Annotated in this window: 10 protein-coding genes; 5 read left to right on the top strand and 5 right to left on the bottom strand. The window is 66.0% G+C overall.

Going from position 1 to position 13,012, the window contains the following annotated elements; translation table 11 throughout:
* Window positions 1-76: 76 nt before the first annotated feature.
* The 4 genes from ACVPT3_RS09475 to ACVPT3_RS09460 form a co-directional block, all read right to left on the bottom strand.
* On the bottom strand, window positions 77-1,120 hold the full coding sequence (locus ACVPT3_RS09475; RefSeq protein WP_492040666.1) for a PfkB family carbohydrate kinase: 1,044 nt from the start codon (window positions 1,118-1,120) through the stop codon (window positions 77-79).
* Window positions 1,121-1,141: 21 nt separating this feature from the next.
* Window positions 1,142-1,900, bottom strand: a complete 759-nt coding sequence (gene kduD, locus ACVPT3_RS09470) for a 2-dehydro-3-deoxy-D-gluconate 5-dehydrogenase KduD (RefSeq protein ID WP_492040665.1) — start codon at window positions 1,898-1,900, stop codon at window positions 1,142-1,144.
* Between the two features lie 20 nt (window positions 1,901-1,920).
* Window positions 1,921-2,766, bottom strand: a complete 846-nt coding sequence (gene kduI / locus ACVPT3_RS09465; RefSeq protein WP_492043805.1) for a 5-dehydro-4-deoxy-D-glucuronate isomerase — start codon at window positions 2,764-2,766, stop codon at window positions 1,921-1,923.
* A 144-nt stretch (window positions 2,767-2,910) separates the two neighbouring features.
* On the bottom strand, window positions 2,911-3,960 hold the full coding sequence (locus ACVPT3_RS09460) for a LacI family DNA-binding transcriptional regulator (protein WP_492040664.1): 1,050 nt from the start codon (window positions 3,958-3,960) through the stop codon (window positions 2,911-2,913).
* A 169-nt stretch (window positions 3,961-4,129) separates the two neighbouring features.
* Between ACVPT3_RS09460 and ACVPT3_RS09455 the strand changes: the two genes are divergently transcribed.
* From ACVPT3_RS09455 to ACVPT3_RS09445, 3 genes are all read left to right on the top strand, one after another.
* Window positions 4,130-4,948: a 2-keto-4-pentenoate hydratase gene (locus ACVPT3_RS09455; RefSeq protein WP_492040663.1), complete on the top strand. Its 819-nt coding sequence runs from the start codon at window positions 4,130-4,132 to the stop codon at window positions 4,946-4,948.
* Window positions 4,949-5,030: 82 nt separating this feature from the next.
* Complete coding sequence (locus ACVPT3_RS09450) at window positions 5,031-6,314, top strand: MFS transporter (RefSeq protein ID WP_492040662.1); 1,284 nt, start codon at window positions 5,031-5,033, stop codon at window positions 6,312-6,314.
* Between the two features lie 60 nt (window positions 6,315-6,374).
* Window positions 6,375-7,361 carry an alpha/beta hydrolase gene (locus tag ACVPT3_RS09445; protein WP_492040661.1) on the top strand — a complete coding sequence of 329 codons (987 nt, stop codon included), beginning with the start codon at window positions 6,375-6,377 and terminating at the stop codon, window positions 7,359-7,361.
* A 15-nt stretch (window positions 7,362-7,376) separates the two neighbouring features.
* Here the strand turns inward: ACVPT3_RS09445 and ACVPT3_RS09440 are convergent, their stop codons facing one another.
* Entirely contained in the window at window positions 7,377-8,936 is a 1,560-nt protein-coding gene (locus ACVPT3_RS09440) for a carboxylesterase/lipase family protein (RefSeq protein ID WP_492040660.1), read from the bottom strand.
* A 376-nt stretch (window positions 8,937-9,312) separates the two neighbouring features.
* Between ACVPT3_RS09440 and ACVPT3_RS09435 the strand changes: the two genes are divergently transcribed.
* Together ACVPT3_RS09435 and ACVPT3_RS09430 are read left to right on the top strand one after the other, a co-directional pair.
* Window positions 9,313-12,186, top strand: coding sequence for a TonB-dependent receptor (locus ACVPT3_RS09435; RefSeq protein WP_492040659.1), 2,874 nt, complete (start codon window positions 9,313-9,315; stop codon window positions 12,184-12,186).
* 112 nt (window positions 12,187-12,298) lie between these two features.
* Complete coding sequence (locus ACVPT3_RS09430; RefSeq protein WP_492040658.1) at window positions 12,299-13,003, top strand: LamG domain-containing protein; 705 nt, start codon at window positions 12,299-12,301, stop codon at window positions 13,001-13,003.
* Window positions 13,004-13,012: the final 9 nt, after the last annotated feature.

Raw genomic sequence — 13,012 nt, 5'->3', positions numbered from 1 at the left:
TTCACCCCGGGATAGAAGCATGAATGACACCGGTTTCCTAGTGCCCCGGGCGGCCCATTGTCGAGGTCGCGCCGGCCTATCGCCGGATGTCGAAGCCGCCGTCGCTCATCGCCGCGCGCACATCGGCCGCAGTGAACAGGTTGAAATCGCCCGGCACGGAGTGTTTCAGACCCGCCGCCGCCAGACCGAAGTCCAGCGCCTCCTGGTCCGTCCACCCGCTCCACAGGCCGAAGAGGACGCCCGAGGCGAAGGCGTCGCCGCCGCCGACGCGGTCGACCACTCCGGCCATGTGGATCGCTGGAGCGTCGGTCTCGATCACGCCCTCGGCGCCGCGCGTCAGCATGACGGCCGACAGCGCCTGATCGGCGACACTGTCCTGGACTCGCAGGGTGCAGGCGATGCGTTGCAGGCGGGGGAAGGCCGCGAAGGCCGCCTTGGCCGCGGCGCGGCGGCGCTCGGCCGGATCCGCGCTGTCGAACCGGGTCTTCAGCACCAGGGCGAAATCGCGATCGTCGGCGAAGGCCACGGTGGCGCCGGACAGCATCCGGCTCAGCGTCGTCGGCGGATCCCCGTCCCATTGTTTCCACAGGGCGCTGCGGAAATTGCCGTCATAGGAGACTTTCACGCCCCTGCGGACGGCGGTCTCAATGATTGCGACAGCCGCCGCCGTGCCATTCGGTCCGGTCGCGGGTGTGACGCCCGAGGCGTGCAGCCATTCGACGCCGTCCAGCAAGGCGTCCCAGTCGAAGGCCTTGTCCACGTGGTCGACGAAGGCCGAACCCGCGCGGTCGTACAGCACCTCGGACGGACGACGCACGGCGCCGGGCGTCAGGAAGTAGAGGCCCATCCGGCCCGGCCTGAACACGACCGAGGTGGTGTCGACGCCATGTTTGCGCGCCTCGTCGCGCGCCCCGCGGCCCAGGGCGTTGTCGGGCAGGACCGTCGCCATGCCGGTCGGGGCGCCGAAGCGGGCCAGCGACACGGCGACGTTCGCCTCAGCCCCCGCCGGACGGATCGTCAGGGCGGAGGATTGCATCAGCAGTTCGTTGTTGTTGGGCGACAATCGCAGCAGCATCTCGCCGAAGCAGAGAATGCGGCCGCCCGAAGAAGATGTGTTCATGGACCTTAGGCTAGCGCGGTATCAACGTGCTAGCCAGCCGCCGTCGACGGCGATGATCGAGCCATTGACGTAGTCGGAGGCGCGGCTGGACAGGAAGACGGCGGGGCCGCCAAGATCCGACGGATCACCCCAGCGTCCCGCCGGGATACGGCCCAGGATCTCGGCCGATCGCGCCGCGTCTTCGCGCAGTTGCGCGGTGTTGGCGGTGGCGAAATAGCCGGGCGCAATGGCGTTGGCGCAGATGCGATGTTTGGCCCATTCGTTGGCCATCAACTTGGTCAGTCCCGCCACGCCTGATTTGGACGCCGTGTAAGAGGGCACGCGGATGCCGCCCTGGAAGGACAACATCGAGGCGATGTTGATGATCTTGCCGCCGTCGTCCTGGGCGATCATTTGCCGGGCCACCGCCTGGCTCATGAAGAAGACGGTCTTCAGGTTGATGTTCATCACCACATCCCAGTCGGCTTCAGAGAAGTCGACGGCGTCGGCCCGACGAATCAGGCCGGCGTTGTTGACCAGGATGTCCACCCGGCCAAACGCCTCTAGCGTCTCTTTCAGAACCCGGTCGATCGGTTCGATCGACGTCAGGTCGGCGCTGATCCCTATCGCCTTGCGGCCCAGGGCCTGGACCTTCTCGATGGTCTCTTCGGAGTCGTGCAGCGCCACCGAGGCGATGTCCGCTCCGGCTTCAGCCATCGCCAGGGCGATGCCCTGGCCCAGCCCCGTGTTGCCGCCGGTCACAAGTGCGACCTTGCCGCTCAAATCAAACATATGGCTCATGATATCCTCCCCCCGACCGCTTACTTCAGCTGACAGATGTCGAGCTTGTGCATGTCGGTGTAGTCGAGGTTCTCGCCGCCCATGCCCCAGATGAAGGTGTAGTTCGACGTCCCGGCGCCCATGTGGATCGACCACGGGGGGCTGATGACGGCCTCGCCGTTCTGGACGACGATGTGACGCGCCTTGTCCGGTTCGCCCATGAAGTGGAAGACGCGGTCGTTCTCGCCCAGGCCGAAGTAGAGATAGGCCTCCGAACGGCGGTCGTGCAGGTGCGGCGGCATGGTGTTCCACACCGAGCCGGGCTTCAGCACCGTGACGCCGAGCAGCAGTTGGCAGGACTTGATCTTGGCCGGCACGATATACTGGTAGATCGTCCGTTCGTTGGATGTCTCAAGCGCGCCCATCTCCAGGGGCACCGCCTCGTTAATCGAGATCTTGGCCAGTTCGTAGCGGGCGTGGGCCGGCGTGGCGATCAGGTAGAACCTGGCCGGGTTCGCGGCGTCGTCTGAGGCGAAGACCACTTCCGTCGAGCCCATCGGGACGTAGAGACCGTCGCGGAAACCCAACTGGATCTTTTCGCCGTCGACGGTCACCGAACCGGCGCCGCCGATGTTGACGACGCCCAGTTCGCGGGCATGCAGGAAGGGCTTGCCGGCCAGGGAGGCGGGTTCGGAATGACTGGGCAGGGCCAGGGCGCCGGTGTCGGGGGCGGCGCCGCCGATGATCATCCGCTCGTTGTGCGAATAGTTCAGGCTGATCTTGCCAGGCTGGAACAGGCCGGCCACGAGATAGCGCTCACGCAACTGATCGTTGGAGGCGCCCTCCATCATGTCCGGGTGGGTGGCCTGGTAAACCTTGTCGTACATCTCGTCGTACATGCCGCGTTCCCTTGGTCGTTCGGGCTTTTTTGGTCCTGGGGCGCGTGATGCGCGCCCTTCGTCTGGCGTCTAGGTAACCGGTGTCAGAGCGTGTAGCAAGCGCCGCGGTCCGGATCGTGTCGGGAGCGTCGATCAGACCGCGGGGATGGCTGAGTTCCGTACGACCAGAGCCGGCCGCACCTCCGGCTGTTCGAGACGCGCCGGGTCGACCCCGCGCAGCGGCGCCAGCAGTTTTTCGGCCGCCATCCTGCCCATGTCCCGGACCGGGAGGCGCACGGAGGTCAGGTTCGGCCAGACTCGCGCCGCCATCGGCAGGTCGTCGAAACCCACCACCGACAGGTCCTGCGGAAGCTCCAGATTCCGCTCGCGCGCCGCCTGCATGACGCCGATCGCCATGTCGTCGTTCAGGGTGAAGATGGCGGTCGGCGGCTGCGCCAGGCCAAGGAGACTATGGCCGGCTTCGACGCCTGATTCGAACGTATAGGCGCCCTTGACGTCGTATTGCGGATCCAGAGGAATGCCGCATTCCGCCAAAGCCTCACTGAAGCCGCGGCCCCGCACTTCAGACGATCGGAACAACTCGGGACCGCGCACCAGGGCGATCCGCCGATGGCCTAGCCCGGCCAGATGCCGCGCCGCTTCCGCCGCGCCCATCCAGTCGTTGGTGACGACCATCGCCTCGGGCGCGTCCAGCGACACCGACGCGATTCGCACATAGGGACAGTCGAGTTCCCGCAGCAGGGCGATGACCCTTTCATCTTCCGACACCGACGGCGGCATGACCACCCCGAACAGGCGCTGACGGTCGACGAAGCTGCGTATGTCTTCCAGCAGGGTAGGGGAGTTGCGGTTGCACGGATGGACGACCAGTTCCAGGCCCGAGCCCCGCAAGGCGTCCAGAACGCCCTGCTGGATGTTGACGACGTAGGTGGGACTGGGGTTGTCATAGATCAGTCCCACCAGGAACGATCGCCGGAACGCCAGACCCCGGGCCTGGGGGTCGGGGCTGAAGCCCAATTCCTTGATGACGGCGTTGACGCGTTCGCGGGTGGCTTCACGCACGAACGGCGATTGGTTGATGACACGCGACACCGTCTTCTTGGAGACCTGCGCGACCCGCGCGACGTCGTTGATCGTGGCCCGCTTGCCGGCTTTCGCCAGAGGCGCTTCGTCCTGAGCCAAGTCCGGCTTCTCCTATCCTGTCTTCGTCACAGCCATAAACCCGAGTCGCATCCGGCGCCATGGCATCCGTCCAAAGCGGATTGACACCGGTTTCCTAACCCGCCCATTATTGATCTTCTTCGTGAGGCTTCTCCTTGAATCTCAAACTGTCCTTCGTGAGCGGCCGTCGATGAGCGTCGAACCCGTTCAGAACACCGAAGCTGCGGCGATTGCGCGGGCGTTCGTGTCGGCGCGGCTCGCCGCGCGTTGCACGCCCGACTACCCGGGTGGTCGAATTCCGGCGTCGATGGCCGAAGGCTACGCGGTTCAGGACCTGGCCATCGGCCTGTTTCCCGACGAGGTGGTGGGCTGGAAGGTCGGCGGCGTGCCGCCCGCCCTGCAGGAGCAGCTGGGCGCGCACCGGCTGGCCGGCGCCATCTTCTCGCGGAACCTGTGGAGCGCCACGGGCCGCGAGGTTGTCCCCCTGCCGGAGATCGAAGGCGGGTTCGCCGCCATCGAGTCCGAATTCGTGGCCCGGATCGCCGCCGACGCCGATCCGGGGAAGTTGGACTGGACCCTGGAGGAAGCCCGGGCCCAGATCGACAGGATCTTCATCGGGGTCGAGTTGGCCGGTAGCCCGCTGTCCGCCATCAACGACCTGGGGCCGACCGTGGTGGCCTCCGACTTCGGCAACAACGGCGGCCTGGTGGTGGGACCCGAGATCGCGGATTGGCGCGAGACTCTGGAATCGATCAAGGTCGAAACCGTCATCAACGGCGCCAGCGTCGGCATGGGCGGCTCCGCTTCCCTGCAGGGCGGCGTCTTCGAATCGGTGCGCTTCCTGCTTGAGCATTGCGCCCGCTGGGGCCGCCCCCTGAAGAAGGGAATGCTGGTCTCGACCGGAGCCGTGACGGGTGTCCACCGCGCCCATGCCGGCGACGAGGCGGTCTGCATCTTCAAGGGGATAGCCGAAATTCACTGCTCGGTCGTGAGGGCCGAAAGCAAGTAGCATCATCAAGGCGCCAACCCGTCCGCCGTCAGGGCGGCTGCAAGAGACGGGAGGCGTCGAGGAAACAGGAACGGGTAAAACCATGACCGATACCGCCGCCGCACCGATCGAGGTGAAGGCTCCGCCGCCTGGCAAGTACCGCTGGGTCATCATGTGGCTGCTCTTCGCGGCCATGGTCATCAACTACGTCGACCGGCAGATGATCGGCTTCCTCAAGCCGATGTTGTCGGACGAGTTCGGCTGGTCCGAGACCGACTACGCCGACGTCGTCTTCTGGTTCCAGGCCTCCTACGCCGTGGCCTATCTGCTCTGGGGCCGGATCATGGATCGGGTGGGCGCCCGTTGGGGCTTGGGCGTCGCCTTCGCCATCTGGCAGGTCGGGCATATAATGCACGGCGCCGCCCGCGATCTGTCGCACTTCATCATGGCCCGCGTCGTCCTGGGCGTCGGCGAGGCCGGCGGCTTTCCGGGCGGGATCAAGGCTGTCGCGGAATGGTTTCCGAAGAAGGAACGGGCGCTCGCCACGGGCCTGTTCAACGCCGGGACCAATATCGGCGCGATCGTCACCCCGCTGGTGGTGCCGGCGTTGGTTGTGGCGTTCGGCTGGCAGATGGCCTTCGTCATCACCGGTCTGCTGGGGCTGATCTGGCTGCCGATCTGGTTGCTCGTTTATCGCCGCCCCCGTGAGCAGAAGCGCGTCTCTGCGGCTGAACTGGCCTATATCGAGCAGGATCCGGCGGATTCGGTCGAGAAGATCGGCTGGAAAAAGCTGCTGACCGTCCGCGAGACCTGGGCCTACGCCCTGGGCAAGTTCCTGATCGACCCGATCTGGTGGATGTTCCTTTTCTGGCTGCCGGACTTCCTGGGCAAGCGCTATGGACTGGACCTGCTCAGCTTCGGTCCGCCGCTGATCGCCATCTATCTGCTCAGCGATGTCGGCTCGGTCGGCGGCGGTTGGCTGTCGTCGCGCATGATGCACCGCGGCATGAGCCTGAACACGGCGCGCAAGACCACCATGCTGATCTGCGCCCTGTGCGCCGTTCCGGTCGCCTTCGCCGCCTATGCGTCGAACGTCTGGCTGGCTGTCGGGATCATCGGCCTGGCCACCGCCGCCCACCAGGGCTTCTCGGCCAATCTTTACGCCTTCCCCGGCGACGTCTTCCCGCGCGGCGCCGTCGGCTCGGTGGTCGGCATCGGCGGCATGCTGGGCGGCATCGGCGGCATGGCCATGGCCAAATACGCTGGTTTCGTGCTGGAGAAGATCGGCACCTACACCCCGATCTTCATCGTCGCCGCTTCAGCCTATCTGATCGCCCTTCTGGTGGTTCACCTCCTGTCGCCGAGATATGAGCCGGCCAAGGTCTGATCGAAGGACCGGAGACGGCCGGGCGTCGGCGCCCGGCCGTTCTTCCATCTGGAGGGCGGGATGCAGATCGAACGCAGGATGCTGCTGGGACTGGCGGGCGGCGCGGCCGTCGCGGGCGTGACGACCGCCCCCCGGGCCAAGGGGCGCACGCCGGCCGTGGCGCCGCCCGATCCGACCGAGACCGTCCGCCTCTGGCCGAACGGCGCGCCGGGCGGGGAGGGGGTGACGGTCACGCCGATCGTTCCGGAACGCTCGACCGATCCCGCCTATCATGATCGGTACGCCCAATATACGACCGACCCGATCCTGACGGTCTTCCGCCCACGTCGGCCAAACGGCTCGGCCATGCTGCTGACGCCGGGCGGCGGTTATCGCTGGGTGGTGGTCGACAAGGAGGGCTTCGACGTCGCCCGTGTGTTCGCCGCCACCGGCACGACCTGCTTCGTCCTGCGCAATCGCCTGCCGGGGGACGGCTGGGCCGCCGGCCCCGACGCGCCGCTACAGGATGTTCAGCGCGCGATGCGTCTGATCCGGGCCCGGGCGGACCAGTACGGGGTCCGGCCCGACCGGGTGGCGCTGCTCGGCGCCTCGGCCGGCGGCCATCTGGCGGGACTGGGCAGCGTGCGGACGGACCCTGTCTATGCGCCGATCGACGCCGCCGACAGTGGAAGTTTCCGGCCGGACCTGTCGGTGCTGATGTATCCGGTCGCGACCATGGCGGACCCCTTCGTCCACGCCGGATCGCGCGACTACCTGCTGGGCGCGAACCCGACGTCCGAACAGCGCGAGGCCTATTCGCTAGAGAAGATGGATTGGCGCGGCGCGGCGCCGATGTTCGTCGTCCACGCCATGGACGACGGCTCCGTGCCGGTCGAGAACAGCCTCGGCCTGTTGTCGGCGCTCAGGGCCGCCCATGTGAAAGTCGAAGCGCACCTGTTCCAGGAAGGCGGCCACGGCTTCGGGGTCCGGCTGATCGAGGGCAGACCGGCCCAGGTGTGGCCCGAACTCGTCCGCGCCTGGGCCGCCCGGCTGGACTTCGCGCTTTAGGGACCTGCCAACCGGTCAGGTGCCGGGCTGGATGTAGGGGATGGCCGAGAAGAAGGCGCGCTGGTCGCCGCGCGGATCGTCGGCCATGCGCGGCTGGACGTCGAACAGCATCGTCTGGCGGCGGGGCAGGTCGTAGCGGTCCCATTGCGGCAGCCGCCCATGGTTGGGATCGCCCGATCGGGCCAGGGCGATGAAGGCTTCGCTCATCAGGTCGGAGACCCGCTGGGCGCCCGGTCCTCGCGTCCGCGACCCTTCAGCCTCGACATTATCCAGAACCAGGGGGATGTCTGCGGTGTGGAAGGCGCCCTTTCGGCCCGAAGCCGTCGTACCGGGGAAGTCCAATTGATAGACCCAGGCCGGCGCGCCCGCCCTGGCCCGCTCTTCGGCCTCGATGACTGCGCCACGCCATGAACGTCCAGCGGTGGTCGCGGCGATCAGGACCGCGTCGGGCGACCAGTCGGGGTGCATCCGGCGATAGGCGGCGATGATGGGTTCAGGCGTTATGTCGATGCGCATCACGCCTGGCGTCAGGCGGGCGGGGAGAGTCTCCCATGTCAGGCCCAGGTTGGCCGGATCGTCGCCCATGAAGCCCAGTGTCTCTTCGCGAGTGTTGCCGATGATCATGGGGATCGAGAATCCTTGCGGCGCAGCGTCGGGATAGAAAGGGTGGCGCGGCAGGGTGCGGAAATCCAGCGTCGGCGCATAGGACAGTCCGCCGAAGCCCAGGATCGGGTCCTCCGTCGTCGTCGCCTCCAGCAACCGTTCCGCCGGCATCTCCAAGACCTCGCCCACCCGATCCGGCGTCAGACCCAGCGCCGCCAGCCAGGCGACCGAACGGGTCGTGCCATTGATCGGCCCCTGGGCGGTGACCTGTTGACCGCTCATGGTCGCGGCGCTGTGGAACAGGCCGCGCGCGCGCGGCGTCGCCATCAGGGTGGCGATCTTGGCCCCGCCGCCCGACTGGCCGAACAGCATGACCCGCCCCGGATCGCCGCCGAAGCTCGCGATGTTGTCGCGGATCCATTCCAGCGCCAGGATCAGGTCCAGTTGACCGATATTGCCGGAATCCTCAAAGCCCGGCGCCAGCCGCGCGAGATAGGCGTAGCCGAACAGGTTCAGGCGGTGGTTCAGGGTGACCACTACGACGTCGCCGCGCCGCGCCAGCCGGGTCCCGTCATAGAGCGGGTCGGAGCCCGAGCCGCCCGAGTAGCCGCCGCCGTGGATATAGACCATCACCGGCCGCCGCCCCGCGTCCACGCCGGGCGTCCAGACGTTCAGGAACAGGCAGTCCTCCGACTGATTCGGCGCGTTGCCGCGCTGGGGGCTGGCCGGCCCGTATTCGACGGCCCGCACAGGGGTGGTCCAGGGCGCCGGCTTCTGCGGCGGTTGGAACCGGCGGGTCGGGGCGCCATAGCGCAGGCCCTTGAAGACATTGATCCCGTCCTGCCTAAGGCCCGTCGCCGGTCCAGCCGTCGTTTGGACCATGGGGTCTCCCGCCTCGGGCTTGGCCTGAGCGGCCATGGCCAGGCCCGCTGTGGCGAGGCCCGTCATGAGGGTGGCGCGTCGCGTGATCATGGGGCTTCTCCCTCTATCGGCCTCCGGACCGGGGCGAGGCGGTTTGAACGAAAGCTCCCCCCGTCGCCCCTACCGCACAGGGTGGCGTCAGCATCCGAACTGGCCGTCAATCCCATCATTTCCTCCCGCCGGGCGTCTGTCGCGCCTGGTCATGCAATGGCCATCACTGTCGCCGCTGCGACACGTCGGCGAAAATCGGGATAACCGCTTCGCCACCTTCTTGTCACATACGGAAAACTGTGCGTAGCTTTGTATGACACCGGTAGCAGAGATTTGGCAAACCAAACCTGACACCGGTGTCGTCCGCGAGCAGCGGACGGCTTCACGGGGACACTTGATCCCTGAAAGGCCGCAACTGGGAGGAGACATGAAAGATATGACCCAACGCAACAAATTTGCGCGCGCCGCGCTGACCGCCACGGCGTCCGTGGGAGCCCTGGCGCTGGCCATGATGGCCTACGACGCCGCCGCCCAGACGGTCGCCCCGGACGCTGCGCCGACGGAACAGGCCAGTGAAGTCAGCGAAATCGTCGTCACCGGCTTCCGAGCGAGCCTGGCGAACGCCCTGAACATCAAGCGTCGCGAGGCCGGGGTGGTCGACGCCATTTCGGCCGAGGATATCGCCGACTTCCCCGACACCAATCTGGCTGAATCTATTCAGCGCATTCCCGGCGTGTCGATCGACCGTGACGCTGGCGAGGGGCGTTCGATCACCGTGCGCGGCCTCAGTTCGGAGTTCACCCGCACCCGAATCAACGGCATTGAGGCGCAGGCGACGACCAGCGCCACCGATTCCTCGGGCGGCGTAAACCGTGGCCGTGGCTTTGACTTCAACGTCTTCGCCTCCGAGCTGTTCAACAACATAACGGTGCGCAAGACCGCCTCGGCTGAGGTTGAGGAGGGGTCGCTGGGCGCCACGGTCGATCTGAAGACCAGCCGTCCCTTTGACAAGCCGGGCTTCCAGGCCGCCATGTCCGGTCAGTACGGCTACAACGACCTGTCCGAGAACTGGGACCCGCGCTTCGCGGGCCTGATCTCCAATACTTGGGCGGACGGCCAGCTGGGCGCCCTGTTCTCCATCGCCTACAGCGAAAAAGAGAGCCTTGAAGAAGGTTTTAGCTCGGTGCGTTGGGGGCCCGCCAGCGGCGACAATGGCTTCCTGAATACCAGCGTTCTCCCCAATCCCGCAGGCACCTATCATCCGCGCATCCCGCGCTATGGTCGCCTCGAACACGGCCAGAAGCGTCTCGGCGCCACCTTGTCGTTCCAGGCGCGTCCGGACAACGGGCCGACCCTGTTCACCTTCGACGCCCTCTATTCCAAGCTGGATTCGACACGCAGCGAGAACTTCCTCCAGGCCTGGTCGCTCAGCCGCAACGCCAGCCAGGGCGGCAAGCCCCAGGTCGAGATCGTCGATTACGAGATCGATCCCGACACCGGCGAGATGATCTACGCAGAGCTCAACAATATGGATATTCGCAGCGAGCAACGCTTCGACATCCTGGAGACGGAGTTCACCCAGCTGACGTTCGGCGTCGAGCATGAGTTCTCGGACAGGTTCCGCTTCAACGGCCTGGTCGGTCGCGCAGACTCGCAGTTCGGCAATCCGACCCAGGTCAGCGCCATCATCGATCGCCAGAACGTCGATGGCTACACCATTGATTTCCGAGAGAACCGGAACCTGCCGCTGATCGGTTATGGCTTTGACGTCACCGATCCGGCGCAATGGTCGATCGTCGGTCCGACCGGCGCCCAGCCGCGTTCCGAACTTCGCTCCAGCGCCAACTTCCAAGACAACGTCTATTCGACGGCAGAGGCCAACTTCGTCTACGATCTGAGCGACTGGCTGACGCTGAAGGCCGGCGTCAGCTGGAAGAAGTTCGAATCCAGCAGCCGAAGCTTCGCGCGCCTCAACAACGGCGCGCCTGCACTGCCGGCGGGCGTCAGCCTCGCCGACGTCACCAACCTGCTGGAGGACTTCGGCGCCAATCTGGACCTGCCTGCGGGTTCGGCGACCTCCTGGGTCCGTCCGGATCTCGGCGCGCTCGATGACGTCTGGGATTACAGCTGCAACTGCAACACCGGTGTTCCCGGCGGTGATTTCCGGTTGCTGGGCCTGAACGAAAACACGTCGACCTTCGGCGGTTGGCGTGAGGTGTCGGAGGAAGACACCGGCGCCTATGTCCAGGCCGACTGGGACACGAAGATCGGTTCCATCCCCTTCCGCGGCAACCTCGGCGTTCGTCAGGTCAAGACCGAGGTCAACGCCCTGGGCTATTCCAACGTCGGCGGCGTTGCGACGCCCACGACCGGCGAGAACGAGTACGACGACACCTTGCCGTCGCTGAACATGGCGATTGAACCGTTCGAGGATCTGATCGTCCGCTTCGGCGCCGCCAAAGTCATGGCCCGCCCGCCCGTCGGTAGCCTGATCCCGGTCTTCACCCTGAGCGCGCTCAATGCCGCGAACAATACGGCCTCGTTAGGAAACATCGCGCTCGATCCGTACCGAGCCAAGACATACGATTTGTCGGTTGAATACTATTTCGCGCCCGAGGCCCTGATCTCCTTCGCGTATTTCTACAAGGACATATCGACTTACGTTCAGACGACGCGGGTAAAAATGACTTATGAGGAGCTGACGGCGATGGACCCCATCGCGTTTCCTCCGGACCCCGCTCGTAACCCGCTTCCTGGGCAACAACCGGCGGAATATGATTTCAGTCAGCCCGTCAATACGAACGGCGGTCCTCTGAAGGGCTTTGAAATCAGCTACCAGCAGACCTTCACCTTCCTCCCAGGACTGCTCGCCAACTTGGGCACGCAGTTGAACTACACCCATGTCGAGTCAGAAATCGACTACTGCGTCACCCCGACGTGCGAGGCCTTTGCAACCGAAGATCTGGTGAACCTCTCGCCAAACGCCTGGAACGCCACGCTTTACTACGACGACGGCAAGTTCAACGCGCGGGTGTCGGCGGCTTATCGTGACGCCTACTACCAGTCGGTCCCGGGCTCGAACGGGGGCTCGAACGGCATTCCCTATCAGGGCAAGACGGAGACGACGACGATCGACGCCTCGGCCTCGTACAACCTCACGGAGCATCTCAGTGTGACTCTGGAAGGTCTGAACCTGACGGACGAGGAGAATCGCCAGAACCACGGTGATCTCGGTGGATCGCGCGACAGCACCTATGTGTATCACCACACCGGCCGTCAGGTGTTCGTCGGCGCCCGGTATCGCTTCTGATCCCTCCGCAACACCAACTGCGAACGGCGGCGCCGGGCTTGTCCCGGCGCCGCCTTCTTCTTGCCTGCTGGCGAGGCGGGCGACATCTTTACAGAAGCCTGGAGAGCCCGCCATGATCACACGACGTCTGTTGACGGCGGGGCTCGGCCTGGCGGCGAGCGGCTGCGCTTCCGTGACGGCGCGCGCGGTGGAGGCGCCCCGGACCGACTGGGTGTTCGACAATCTGCAACAGGTCGGGGGGCTGCCGGTCCACCTCGAAGGTGCGCCGGCCCTGACGGACTCGCCTTGGGGCGCGGCCGTCCGCTTCGATGGACAGGACGACGCGATCTACCTGGATGCGCATCCGCTGGCCGGGGCAGAGACCTTCACCTTCGAGGCGCTGTTCCGGCCCGAGGGGGGCGCCTTCGAACAGCGCTGGTTCCACCTTCAGGAGATCTCTCCCGGCGGCCAGCCGTCGGACACGCGCATCCTGTTCGAAATCCGCACCCGGGACGGGGAATGGTGGCTTGACGCCTTCGCCAAGGGCCCCGGCTACAGCCATACCCTCATCACCGCCGAAAAACGGTTTCCGGTCGGCCGGTGGTTCCACGTGGCTCAGACCTTCGACGGCCGGATGTACCGAAGCTTCGTCGACGGGGTCCTCCAGGACGAGGCGCCTCTGGCCTATCGCCCGCAAGGCGCCGGCCGTTCCTCGGTCGGGCGCCGCTACAATGGGGTGAGCCCCTTCCAGGGCGCGGTCCGCGCCGCCGCCTTCTCGCGCCGGGCGATGGGGCCTGAGCGGTTCGCCCTGGGCGGCAATCGGCCCGCGAGGGCGTGAGGCCGGGCC

The sequence above is a fragment of the Brevundimonas sp. FV1ps31S genome, from assembly GCF_058681265.1.
This window is presented reverse-complemented; position numbering and strand designations above follow the sequence as displayed.

Coding starts and splice junctions, on each gene's coding strand:
- ACVPT3_RS09430 (WP_492040658.1), top strand. CDS start 12,299: ATGATCACACGACGTCTGTTGACGGCGGGGCTCGGCCTGGCGGCGAGC.
- ACVPT3_RS09435 (WP_492040659.1), top strand. CDS start 9,313: ATGACCCAACGCAACAAATTTGCGCGCGCCGCGCTGACCGCCACGGCG.
- ACVPT3_RS09475 (WP_492040666.1), bottom strand. CDS start 1,120: ATGAACACATCTTCTTCGGGCGGCCGCATTCTCTGCTTCGGCGAGATG.
- ACVPT3_RS09455 (WP_492040663.1), top strand. CDS start 4,130: ATGAGCGTCGAACCCGTTCAGAACACCGAAGCTGCGGCGATTGCGCGG.
- kduD (WP_492040665.1), bottom strand. CDS start 1,900: ATGAGCCATATGTTTGATTTGAGCGGCAAGGTCGCACTTGTGACCGGC.
- ACVPT3_RS09445 (WP_492040661.1), top strand. CDS start 6,375: ATGCAGATCGAACGCAGGATGCTGCTGGGACTGGCGGGCGGCGCGGCC.
- ACVPT3_RS09440 (WP_492040660.1), bottom strand. CDS start 8,936: ATGATCACGCGACGCGCCACCCTCATGACGGGCCTCGCCACAGCGGGC.
- ACVPT3_RS09450 (WP_492040662.1), top strand. CDS start 5,031: ATGACCGATACCGCCGCCGCACCGATCGAGGTGAAGGCTCCGCCGCCT.
- kduI (WP_492043805.1), bottom strand. CDS start 2,766: ATGTACGACAAGGTTTACCAGGCCACCCACCCGGACATGATGGAGGGC.